This is a genomic window from Nostoc sp. (assembly GCF_036919575.1).
GTDB lineage: Bacteria > Cyanobacteriota > Cyanobacteriia > Cyanobacteriales > Nostocaceae > Nostoc.
In genome coordinates this window covers 1-11,191 of record NZ_JBALBY010000048.1, presented here as the reverse complement: position 1 = coordinate 11,191, position 11,191 = coordinate 1, and the positions used below count along the sequence as shown (strand labels likewise).

At 41.0% G+C, this 11,191-nt stretch carries 13 protein-coding genes and 1 pseudogene; 6 read left to right on the top strand and 8 right to left on the bottom strand.

Translation table 11 applies throughout. The features are described from left to right. Positions 1 to 260: 260 nt before the first annotated feature. Together V7K27_RS14190 and V7K27_RS14185 are read right to left on the bottom strand one after the other, a co-directional pair. Entirely contained in the window at positions 261 to 620 is a 360-nt protein-coding gene (locus V7K27_RS14190; protein ID WP_334948154.1) for a hypothetical protein, read from the bottom strand. A gap of 370 nt (positions 621 to 990) precedes the next feature. Continuing rightward, the gene (locus V7K27_RS14185; RefSeq protein ID WP_334948152.1) at positions 991 to 1,563 is read right to left on the bottom strand and encodes a Uma2 family endonuclease; all 573 of its coding nucleotides are present in this window, start codon (positions 1,561 to 1,563) and stop codon (positions 991 to 993) included. 153 nt (positions 1,564 to 1,716) lie between these two features. Here V7K27_RS14185 and V7K27_RS14180 point away from each other — a divergent pair, with 153 nt between their 5' ends. Continuing rightward, entirely contained in the window at positions 1,717 to 3,045 is a 1,329-nt protein-coding gene (locus V7K27_RS14180; protein ID WP_334948150.1) for a hypothetical protein, read from the top strand. A 92-nt stretch (positions 3,046 to 3,137) separates the two neighbouring features. On the opposite strand, the gene V7K27_RS14175 is transcribed toward V7K27_RS14180, so the two are convergent. The 3 genes and pseudogenes from V7K27_RS14175 to V7K27_RS14165 form a co-directional block, all read right to left on the bottom strand. Continuing rightward, a complete protein-coding gene (locus V7K27_RS14175) occupies positions 3,138 to 3,575 on the bottom strand; it encodes a response regulator (RefSeq protein WP_334948148.1) in 438 nt (145 codons plus the stop codon). Between the two features lie 225 nt (positions 3,576 to 3,800). Next, the gene (locus V7K27_RS14170) at positions 3,801 to 5,189 is read right to left on the bottom strand and encodes a DUF3370 domain-containing protein (RefSeq protein WP_334948146.1); all 1,389 of its coding nucleotides are present in this window, start codon (positions 5,187 to 5,189) and stop codon (positions 3,801 to 3,803) included. Positions 5,190 to 5,229: 40 nt separating this feature from the next. Then, a pseudogene (locus tag V7K27_RS14165) lies at positions 5,230 to 5,745 on the bottom strand (peptidase C15). A gap of 58 nt (positions 5,746 to 5,803) precedes the next feature. On the opposite strand from V7K27_RS14165, the gene hisH reads away from it, so the two are divergent. Together hisH and rsmD are read left to right on the top strand one after the other, a co-directional pair. Next, positions 5,804 to 6,439, top strand: a complete 636-nt coding sequence (gene hisH, locus V7K27_RS14160; protein ID WP_109006740.1) for an imidazole glycerol phosphate synthase subunit HisH — start codon at positions 5,804 to 5,806, stop codon at positions 6,437 to 6,439. A gap of 77 nt (positions 6,440 to 6,516) precedes the next feature. Continuing rightward, positions 6,517 to 7,107, top strand: a complete 591-nt coding sequence (rsmD, locus tag V7K27_RS14155) for a 16S rRNA (guanine(966)-N(2))-methyltransferase RsmD (RefSeq protein ID WP_334948144.1) — start codon at positions 6,517 to 6,519, stop codon at positions 7,105 to 7,107. Positions 7,108 to 7,178: 71 nt separating this feature from the next. Here the strand turns inward: rsmD and petG are convergent, their stop codons facing one another. Further along, positions 7,179 to 7,292 carry a cytochrome b6-f complex subunit V gene (gene petG / locus V7K27_RS14150; protein WP_063721252.1) on the bottom strand — a complete coding sequence of 38 codons (114 nt, stop codon included), beginning with the start codon at positions 7,290 to 7,292 and terminating at the stop codon, positions 7,179 to 7,181. A 209-nt stretch (positions 7,293 to 7,501) separates the two neighbouring features. Between petG and V7K27_RS14145 the strand changes: the two genes are divergently transcribed. The 3 genes from V7K27_RS14145 to V7K27_RS36495 all read left to right on the top strand — a co-directional run bounded on the left by V7K27_RS14145 (position 7,502) and on the right by V7K27_RS36495 (position 10,301). Further along, entirely contained in the window at positions 7,502 to 7,876 is a 375-nt protein-coding gene (locus tag V7K27_RS14145; RefSeq protein WP_099100046.1) for a c-type cytochrome, read from the top strand. 522 nt (positions 7,877 to 8,398) lie between these two features. Continuing rightward, entirely contained in the window at positions 8,399 to 9,196 is a 798-nt protein-coding gene (locus tag V7K27_RS14140; protein WP_334948142.1) for a peptidylprolyl isomerase, read from the top strand. A gap of 484 nt (positions 9,197 to 9,680) precedes the next feature. Next, positions 9,681 to 10,301 (top strand): GNAT family N-acetyltransferase, encoded by a 621-nt coding sequence (locus V7K27_RS36495; RefSeq protein ID WP_442947618.1) that lies wholly within the window; start codon positions 9,681 to 9,683, stop codon positions 10,299 to 10,301. 204 nt (positions 10,302 to 10,505) lie between these two features. Here the strand turns inward: V7K27_RS36495 and V7K27_RS14135 are convergent, their stop codons facing one another. Both V7K27_RS14135 and V7K27_RS14130 read right to left on the bottom strand, forming a co-directional pair. Beyond that, the gene (locus V7K27_RS14135; RefSeq protein WP_334948140.1) at positions 10,506 to 10,754 is read right to left on the bottom strand and encodes a hypothetical protein; all 249 of its coding nucleotides are present in this window, start codon (positions 10,752 to 10,754) and stop codon (positions 10,506 to 10,508) included. Further along, complete coding sequence (locus V7K27_RS14130; protein WP_334948138.1) at positions 10,747 to 11,025, bottom strand: DUF29 family protein; 279 nt, start codon at positions 11,023 to 11,025, stop codon at positions 10,747 to 10,749. The genes V7K27_RS14135 and V7K27_RS14130 overlap by 8 nt, the downstream gene beginning before the upstream one ends. Positions 11,026 to 11,191: the final 166 nt, after the last annotated feature.

Below are 11,191 nucleotides of genomic sequence, written 5' to 3'. Positions count from 1 at the left end.
CTGTACAGATAGCTTTTTTATATTTGCGATCGCAACGAAGTGAAGCAATCACAAAATCTCTGCGATTACTTCACTTCGTTCGTAATGATAAGTATTCATCCGAACTTGATAAGCTGTTGCGTATTTAATTTGTATATTGGACGCGCTCATCTTGCCCGCACTACAATATTTTTGGCTTTTCGTGTTATACAATTTAGCTGCACATCAACTTAGTATTCTTAGATGCTTAAAAGAAGACTAGCTTATATGTATCACCAATTTTACCAATAGGAGCAGAAGCTGAAATCGCTCCTGAATTCAGAATAGCTGAATTCTTCTTCAAATTCGTCTTGATAGGTTAGATTAGCAATACACTCAAGCTGTACTTTGTCAGCAAGCGTCTTTAAAAATCTCTCTCTATCTGACTCTGACAGTTCAACTTCACTTATTGTTACTTGCAAGTCTTTATCCTTAAAGCCAATAAATGGAAGTAAGAGCATTTTCTTAAATAGATTGCCTGCACCTGCATTATTAAACCCTTCAAATGTCTTGTCAGAGAAATACATTAGTTTTAATATGTCTTCTTCAGTTCCGCTTTTGATAGTATCAGTCAACTCTTGGATGAAAACGTCGAGATTCATCTTGCTTTTACCTCAGAATTAGCTTGAGTCATAACATAACCCTTAATGTCAATTAGGAATAAGAATTAAATAACATACAATTTATGTCCCTGGTTTACCTCACCCTCAATCCCTCTCCGATATATTGGAGAGGGAAGCTAGAGACAGGATGAAGTTTTGCATCTTATTTTAATCCACCTTCCTTAGGAAAAAAGGCGGGAGAAGTAAGAAGATGAAAGTTACCAGCTTTTCACCTCAGTTAAGAAGATTTGTAGGTTGAGTTGAACGTTCGCGCAGCGTCCCGTAGGGAAGTGAAACCCAACATCAACTTTTTGGATTTTAAATTGTTAAAACGTAGTTTATCCAAAACCCTTCAATTCCAATCAGTCAATTACGGCGATTCAAAAGTAACGTCCTCATATAAATCTGCAACAGCACACCGAAAATCTACACTTGCCAAATGAATGATATCTTCTTGTCTATATGGATAAAGTACCCATTGTCTCTCTGGGTTGCGGCGAAAACACTCAACATTTAACCGAGTTTGACTCACAAGTACATATTCCTGAAGTGACTCCATCTGTCGGTAGTCAGCAAATTTATCACCTCGGTCAAAGGCTTCTGTTGTCGGAGATAGCACTTCTACAATTAAGCAAGGGTAACGTAGAAAGTTGTCAAAAGCTCTATCTCGTTGGTCACAACTTACTATAACATCGGGGTAGTAATAGATGTGAATCGACTCAATATGTGCTTTGGTGTCTGAGATATAAACCTGACAACCACTCCCGCGCAAATGATTTCTCAACATTGAAGCAATATTAAGAGAAATAATGACATGAGCATTACTTGCCCCTGCCATTGCATAAACCCGTCCTTCTCTATATTCATGCTTGATAGGACTGGTTTCTTCTCCTTTGAGATAGTCTTCTGGAGAAATATAGCTAGAATCTGGAATTCCAACCATCTGTAATGACCTTGTGTGATGCCTTGTATCTAGTTTAAGAGAAGCTGACGCTTAAATCCGCTATGTGTGCATCTCCATAAATCTAGCTATTGCTAGATGCTGCAATTCTCTCAAAAGCTATAATTTACATCTGTTACACCGAGAGATTAACTTGTGGATGTCATATTAGAACGATCGCACGAATTGAAACAAGCTTTAGTTGATTTTGTCCTTGATGCTGAAGGCGAACTGGCACAAGCACTAGAAACCTATGCAGCAGCACAGTTGCGCCGTGGAAGTGGGGATAGTACACAGCAGGACTTAATCATCGATAGCTTTCTGACAGCCGGGAAAGTCGGCGATAAGTCTCCATTAGAGTTGTTTATCGCCAGCCATCCAGATTTGTCAGAGAGCGATCGCAGCCTGCTCAACAGTTGGCATCATAGTTTTATTGGCTTATTTGCCATAACTAATATTCTACCTGATGGTTTTGAATTGACGAACTGGTTGACAGATAAACGCTACATCGTCAAGCCAAACAATACTCAAACATTACAGGCAATATCTCGGTTGAAACCAGGAGAAATCTTACTAACTCGCATTTCTCCTGTTACCGATAGCTACTGGATGTTTTCTGGTCCCTACACAGTGATGGGTAAATTGGGTAAACCAAAACTTGCTGTAGCAATTGGTAATTTCAAAGAGAACTATAAAAGTAATCTTTACAGCGATGCTCCCGACTTGCTAGAGGAAGCTTGGCAGTCAGTAGTACAATATCATCAGCAATTTGTGGACTTTTTTGGCACCGATGAAATCACACTATCTGGGTACCAGCTTAATAAAAAAATAGCGGAATTTCAAGAATTAATTACTGAAAAAACCTTTGCAGCAGCAGGAATTGATACTTCTAAATCTCTGGCTGAAGTGGCAGAAGCGGCTGGCATTGGAGATGATGAAATAAAAGCAGCAGCAGAGGAATTTGGTGCTGACTCAAACGTAGTCTCTCAGATGTTTAACAGCAAAAGCGGCAATAGCAAAATGGTTATGCCAAAGGTTGATTTACCTGCCGAATTAAAGAAAGCAGAACAGGTAACGGCTCTTTCTCATCCCCGTTGGGGACAAATGTTTTTACCAACATATAGTAAGGTACAAGCAATTTTATCGGCAGAGGACTGGCAAAGTATTCAAGGGGCTGAAAAACTAATTCGGTACTACCTCGAAGATAAAAGTATTAATGCTTTTATTTGGCATCGATTAGCACAACAGTATCCAACTCAATTAGAAAATGTGTTGCAAACTGTTTTGCAACGTCCAGAGTTTCACCTTGAAAGTGACTTGGATGCACTTTTGCAAGAATTCCACAAACCTACTGAGCCAGAGTTGCCAGAAATTGCTAGTGTACCCATACATTTGCATAACTTATTTCAGGAAGCTTTAGGAGATGTTAACAAATCTAAGCCCAAGGGTAAAGCGCAAAAAAAGCCAGGAAAAGGTTTTCAATAAGATTAACAAATATATCCAAGATTTCACCCATCCCTACAAACGGATGGGGTGAAATCAACGTTAAAAACGAGATGAAGACTGGGTAGTTATATTTAAAGATCGATAGATAGCAGGTGAACAATCTCACTGACGATTTCCTCTGGACTCTCAAGCTTGACTAGAAATCGATTAAAGCCAGCATTCAAAGCCTTATGACTTGAAACCTCTCGTGTATAAGAAGTGATAGCGATCGCGGGCAACTCTCTTATAGATGGGGTAGAATGCACTCGAATTTGCTCAATTAACCAATTTCCATCATGATGGGGCAACTTTACATTAGAGACCAGAATATCGGGATGAAGCGATTCTACCAAAGCAAGGGCTGCTTCTGCATCGCTTAAAGCCATCACCTCTGCACCTGCTGTTTCTAAAATGAAGATGAGCAAATCTGCTATATCTGGCTCATCCTCAACCAGTAAGATCAGGGTTCCAATAAGTTGCTGGAGCGAATTTAACTCAGTTTCTTGATTGATTTTTTGATCCGTTGTCATGCCGTCCCTTTATTGCTTGCTATAGTTCGCTTTTTCTATTGCAACGCATGGAGGGGAATAAGTATTCACCCTAAATACACAAACTTGGGGTGAAAAGCCTTATCAATATGAAAAAGTTAATTCACGGAGCAACATTAACTACCCTGTTAGGTAACATTTATCCGAAAATATAGTTTTTGGTAACAGGTAATTGGAGGAAAGCTCTTACCTATTACCCATGACTCATTACCGAGGTTCAGCTTGGGTTGAGACTGTTAATACTTGTGGTGGTGTAGCATCCGGGGGATAGAGAAAGTCTACTTCTACTAAGGAGCGATCGCCTGCTTTCATCTTTAATAAAACTAAGGGTTCCCCTGGTTGACCTCTCCTTTGCACTAAATGCACAAACTCTGTTTTTGGCTGACCTTGGTCATCTTTGTAACGTACCCGCACCGTTCCTCGGAAAAATACTTGAGGGGCTGGTGTACTCAAAAAGCGTAACCCCGGTTTTCCCAACTGATCCTCTTTGAGTGGCGTTTGTATGGATACACTAACAGTTTGAGGAATTTGAGTATTGTTGTATAGCGGCAACTTGAGATTATATTGAATTCCATAATTGCCATGAGCGCGATATGCGGTGTCAGGATAGCGCACCAGCATGGTAGCACTTTGAATTTGACCAGTTCCTAATGTACCGCCATGCAGGGTACTCAGAGCGTAGGAAAACACTTGACCAGGCTGGGGAATAGTTAGATAGCTGACTTGAGGATTATCTACTAATAAGGCTCTCCATCGTGAACCACCAGCGACTCCAGCAACACGTCCATAAATTATAGGTTTGCCAGTTTGCTCTAGGGGAGTGGGAATTTTATCCCGTGGGCCAGCCAAATCACCATTATCTAATAAATGTTGCCACTCTTCTAAGGTAGGCGATCGCTCACTACCATCAGGATTCACCCGTGCAAACATCGCAAGGCTAGCTGCATAGACAGTGCCATTACTCCACAGTCGGATCAACGTAGACCGACCATTTAAGGGTGGTGTTAATCCCTGTACAGGAATTGGCAAATTTAATAACATCCGACTTTGCCTTGGTGGAATCTCAATTTGGGCAGGGAAAATCTCTTGTCGCACTCCCCTAAGTACATCAGACATGACGCGATCGCCAGGACCTGCAAAAACTTTACCTAAAAGATTTTGACTCAAGGATGGTAACTGAATAAATGGTGCATCCGGTTGACTCAAATAACTCGCCGCCTGCCAAATATTTACCTTCAGTGCTTCAGAACCAGGGTTATGTAAAATTATCCCCAGATAGAGCGATGTCTCCGACGGGCTACGCCTACGCAAATTTTCTGGTGGTTCCGCCCTAGTAATGTGGTGGGCAAAAATATCAAATCGCCCCCGAAAGGGAAAATTCAAATGTGCCGTTGGCACTTTTTTACCATCTGGTGGAAAAGTCGAAAGTAAAATCCCTTCTTTCAATACCAACTCTGGACTATTACTGTTAAACGTTGGCACTGTATCCAGTTGTCCTGGTAAAGCACGTACTTCTTGTGGTTGGAACACTTCTTCAGGTGGTAGCGTGGCAGGAGTTGTTTGGCCAAGCAGAAAATTTAGTAACAATGACAACATAAATTTAAATATTTTCTCCACCATATAGACACCGACAAATTTATGAAAGTGCCAGTTTGTTAATAATTAATACTAAATTTGCAAGTATCTCGCTTAAATTTTCTTGATTGAGAACCGGAACTTGCCCTGAGTTTTTTTGGCTTAAGTAGTCCAACACTGAATAGTAAAGACACTCTGGTGCGTCCGCTACGCAAACACAGACAAATTTACGCAGTCGTGGCTAATCTGAATTGCCGCTACTCCCGCCACTAATTTCTCTAAATCAACTTCTGTGTGCAAAATACTTTCTCCACAGCTAGCACCTGCTTGCACACTTAATTGTGTACGGCTTGCAGCCTGGCCACAACAGATGATGTAATCAGGTTGGATTGCATTGATTTGTTCAATTACCTGAGTACTAGCAAGTTGCACATCTACGGGTAACTGGCATAAAAAACTTAAGTCATGGGGTATTCAGATCAAGTTTAGTCACTTCAAGTAATAAATCATCATCAGAATTCGACTGTTGATCCTTTAACCAAATATCAAAAGAAGTTAATAGAATTCTTTTCTTCATAACAAATATTATTTAGAATAGAAAAACCCTCCATAATAAATTTACAAGGAGCAGGTAAATGCCAGTTATTGCGGTCGTAGACTACGAGATGGGAAATTTGCACTCAGTCTGCAAAGGCTTGGAAAAAGCTGGGGCAACTCCTAATGTTACTTATTCTCCAAAGGAATTAGAGCAGGCAGATGCAATAGTCCTACCAGGAGTGGGAGCATTTGATCCAGCAGTGCAACACCTGCGATCGCGTGGTTTGGAACAACCAATTAAAGAAGCGATCGCATCTGGTAAACCTTTCTTAGGAATTTGTTTAGGATTGCAAATTCTCTTTGAATCAAGTGCAGAAGGTACCCAACCTGGACTGGGAATTATCAAAGGAAAAGTGCGGCGGTTTCGTTCAGAACCTGACATCACTATTCCTCACATGGGTTGGAATCAGCTGGAAGTGACTCAGCCAAAAAGTATTTTATGGGAGCATTTACCGTCCGATCCTTGGGTGTATTTTGTTCATTCCTACTATGTTGACCCAATAGACCCGCTAATCCGTGCAGCAACCGTCACCCACGGTACTCAAACCGTCACAGCTGCGATCGCCCATGAAAACCTGATGGCAGTCCAATTTCACCCCGAAAAATCCTCTAATATCGGATTGCAAATCCTGTCTAATTTTGTTGCTCAAGTCCGCGAAAAAATTCCTGCCTAACACTATGTTTGTCATTTCTTCTTTGTCCTTTATCTAAGACTAATGACCAATGACTAATGACTAATGACTAATACCCAATGAGTCTGAGAATTTACGGCAATCGCCAGCTAAAAACTTTACCAGGAAAAGAAACTAGACCCACTAGTGCGCGAGTCAGGGAGGCAGTCTTTAATATTTGGCAGGGACAAATTGCAGGTTGCCACTGGCTAGATTTGTGCGCCGGTACTGGTTCAATGGGTGCAGAGGCTTTGTGTAGAGGAGCCAGCCTAGTAGTGGGAATTGAACAATCAAGCCGAGCCTGTGCCACCATCCAACAAAATTGGCAGCAGGTAGCTAATACCGAGCAAGAACTTCGGGTATTGCGGGGAGATATTACCCAACAGTTAAAGACTTTATCAGGCAAGCAATTTGACAGAATCTACTTTGATCCACCTTATGCCAGTGGATTGTACCAGCCAGTATTAGAAGCGATCGCTCACTATCAACTTTTAGATCCTAGCGGTGAAATCGCAGTTGAACACGCCTCACAAGGTTGGACACCACCAGAGATTCCCGCTTGGGAAATTTACCGCCAGAAAGTTTACGGCAACACATCACTTACTTTCTACAGAATTTGGAGTGAGGGAGCAGGGGCAGATAAGGGAGATGAGGAACAATATAACTCCTAACTCCTAACTCCTGTACAGACGCGATTAATCGCGTCTCTGCTCCTAACTCCTAACTCCTAACTCAGCAATCCTCATCCCCCCAACTGATTGGGGCGCTTATATTGCTTATAGGCAGCGTAAAACAGTCCGGCGAGAGTGACGAAAACTAGACCAAGGACAATACCTGATAGCAGGGGTTCAACCACTGGAAATCTCCTCTTTGTAATTATTAAATATTCGTTGCCTGTTTTTGATTTTACCAAATTTGGTATGAATCCTGCGCCCTACAGCCTTTTTAAGGGCGATCGCCCATAAGAAAATAGTCTTCTGTGCTTGCAGACACAATCAAGAACTTTTAAGCTATGTGTAGGAAATGAAAACTTTTTAGTACACCTAGATTTTCACCACAAACCTTTTGGATAACCAGATTACCAAACCTGAAATTTTGATTCAGCGCATCGTTTTATTGACGCTGGCCATACTGCTAGCAGTCCCTTTGGGCTTTTTTGGTGTTCAGTTGGTTCAAGCCTCCGATCCATACGTCAAGAGTGTTCTATCCCTAACAGGAAACCCAGTTCAAGGACACGCGATCTTTCAAATTAACTGTGCTGGTTGTCATGGTTTGGAAGCAGATGGGCGAGTGGGACCCAGTTTGCAAGCTGTTTCAAAGCACAAGTCTCGGTATGGACTGATTCACCAAGTGATCAGTGGCGAAACACCGCCAATGCCAAAATTCCAACCTAGTGCCCAAGAAATGGCGGATCTTTTGAACTATTTAGAGTCGTTGTAGACGTTAGAATTTTTGGTTGCGGGATACATAAATCCCTAAATCCTCATGGAAAAAGGCAGTATAAGCTGATGTGCAGCTAAATTTTATAACAAGAAAACCCAAAAATATTGTAGTGCGGGCAAGATGCCCGCACTACAATATACAAATTAAATACGCAACAGCTTAGGATGTGCTGTCTTTTTCCATCTCTGATAACTTTTAATAGACGACAAGAATTTGTAGATGTGCAAGGCAAGCGCGGCTTGTCACTAGATATGGTCTTTAAGCATTTTTTGGAATATCTACAAAATCGTCAATCAGGGATTGTCATCCAAGTTTAACTTTACTCAATCTTTATCTTTCTCGGAAGCTTTTTCCAAAATGCTCTTTTATTTAAAGAACTGTATATTTTAAAGTATGTAATTATTGCAAAAGTGAGGTTAGCGTACCTAACTCGGTAGGATTAAGACAAAAGCTCCCAGCGAATGAGCTACGGTATAGCTTCTTTAACAAACTAGATATTCTTGAGATGACCGAAAGCTAATGACTGAAGCGATCCAAATCGGTAATCGTACAATCACAGCTAGTGAACTGATTTCCTTACTGGCAAATTACCAAATGCTGCCACAGTTGCAGCGCGAATTGATCATCGATGAGGCAATAGAGCAAAACTCACGCTCCGCGAAGGTAGCAATAGAGTGTACACCTGAAGAAGTAGCCCAAGCTAAACAGCAGTTTTACGGTGAAAAACAGTTCAAAAATGAAGAAGACATCCAGACTTGGATGACACATCAAGGTCTGACTCTCGATCAACTAGAAGTGATTACCACTCGTAAGCTGAGAATTGAAAAATTTAAGCAAGCCACTTGGGGTAATAAACTCGAATCTTACTTTTTTCAGTCAAAGGCAAAACTAGACAAAGTAATTTATTCCCTGCTGCGAACCCAGGATGTGGGAATTGCCCAAGAACTTTACTTCCGAATTCAGGCAAAAGAAAACTCTTTTGCTGACTTGGCGCGGGAATACTCACTTGGGCCAGAAGCCCAAACTGGCGGTTTAGTCGGCCCAATTGAACTGAATGCACTACATCCGGTAATGGTGCAAATGCTCTCTAGCAGTCAACCAGGTCAGATATTACCGCCTACCCGCATCGCTGACTGGTTTGTGATTTTGCGGTTGGAAAAATTTATCCCAGCACAACTGGATGAATTCATGAAAGTGCGCCTGCTGAATGAACTCTTTGAAACCTGGCTACAAGAACAGCAAAAGCAAATCATGTCTGCACCACAAGCGGAGGGGGACACGGGACGACCGGGAGAGGGCGATAAACCTTTAACTTAAGCATGGGAGGTGACTCTCATGCTTAAGTTAAAACCGAAGCTAGCGATCGCTCTATTAGTTTTCCAGGCTGGACGAGCGATCGCTTTTGATGTTGTTCATATTGTAGGTTGAGTCCCACCTCATTAATTATCAAAAGCTGGAATCTCGCCTTTGTGAAGATAAAAATAGAGCTAGTTAGACAAAAGATTAGAGAACTTGCAGCACAAAGAAGTTGGACAATCAAAGAGGTGGCTGAACGTGCCAATGTAAACTACAACACAGTGAAAAGTTATGCTCGACACCTTGGGATGAATATGGTTGACCTCACTGCTGTTCAAAAAATAAATAGCCCGTGCTTTTGGTGTATCAATTGAAGATTTGATTGAAGTAGTGGAAGAGTAGGCCATTTATTTATATTATTGAGTAATTTTATATACCGATATTCATGATGAGTAACTTCAGTCTCTTAGTCAATTAAACTAGATCAGTGCGGTAGTCATATCAAATGAGATCCTCTTTCTCATTTCCTTCCGGTTATATTATTCGTTATGCTAGAGACTTTGCAGACAGATGGGAATCTTACTTGTTATTCGTTTTGCAAAGACCATTGGAGTTGCTTAGTTCTAATAGGCTTAGGGTAATTAAATCAGTTAGCATAACCGTTTTTATTGCCGTACTCTCTGCATGGCTACTGTCCACTAGTGCATGGTTTATAGGAGTTGCACTATTCAGTGGTATACTTTCCTACGCGGTTAGCAGTGTAGTCGTCTTGTTTCTTATTTTTCTTTTAGATCCTATTCAAATTCTCCAATCTAGTTCGGATAAAACGCTTATATTAGCTCTTTGCCAAGGAAAAATTATTGGTGCTGTACTTATCGATTCTGGAGGAACTTCCTCATTTCTGTTGAGATTATACATAGTGTCTAGTCACCGTTGCCGAGGAATTGGTTCATCCTTAGTGCGACATCTGCTACTAAGAACAACGACACCAGTCTATGTTCTCGCTCTTCCCGGATTACAGAGATTCTACGGACGTCTCGGCTTTACAGAAATTTATCCACGAAACCTACCGGACTTCGAGGATATAATATGGTTTTTGATCCTTCCAGAATACCTGCCCCTATAGATTCTTGAGCCAATGACCCATTCATTCTGGGGTATCAGCTTTGACTGATATTAGTTCATTAATACCCGTCTTTCAAAAACTTCTCAAACTCTGACACTGCAACGTTTGAACCAATTAACTGATCCCCTGGAGCAAGCTATCTTGTGTCTTAGGTGATAGTAGGTAATGTCATAAATTTACTAAAAATCCCTCACATAATTATTTTTACTTACCTTCTTCCCACTCTTGACCACCAAGTAACTGACTCAACATCTCATCAATAGCACCAGGTAAAGACTTTTGAGAATTTGTATAAGTCAAATTTAAAAAATCTTGTGTTACGGACATAATCAGTAATTTTTCTAACATTGCTTGCAATCGCTTAGGTGTATACAAACCATCAAAAATTTCAGCAGATGCAGGATCGATTGCTGCATCATAAGCAGCATCCAGCAAATCCTCCCATTCATTCACCTTGTTTCACATAATGAGAAGTCTTATTATCCTGTAAATTTAAATCTTGAATTTCTAAAATCGAGCCTTTAATAGAAGCTACCCAGGAATTAGTTAATCTTTGTTCTACCTGATTTTTAATCAAATGAATAATGAGCCTGATGAGAAAACTCCTAATATTTCGGATATAACTCTTTCGACTCATTAACTCCAACTCATCAACAATTACTAAAGCATCATCATAACGTCCATCAAGAATAGACTTCCTTAAATCCCAAAGTTCTTGAGTCATGGCGATTTACCCATGCCCAAAGTTCAGGACAAACTAAAACCCCCAAGCTTACACTACAGCTTGAGGGTTTTAGTTGAAATAATGAATCCTGGCATCGAGCTATTTTTGCGTAGGGCTACCCCTAAACTATCGTGGCCGCAGCAGCGTTTCACCTCTGAGTTCGGGA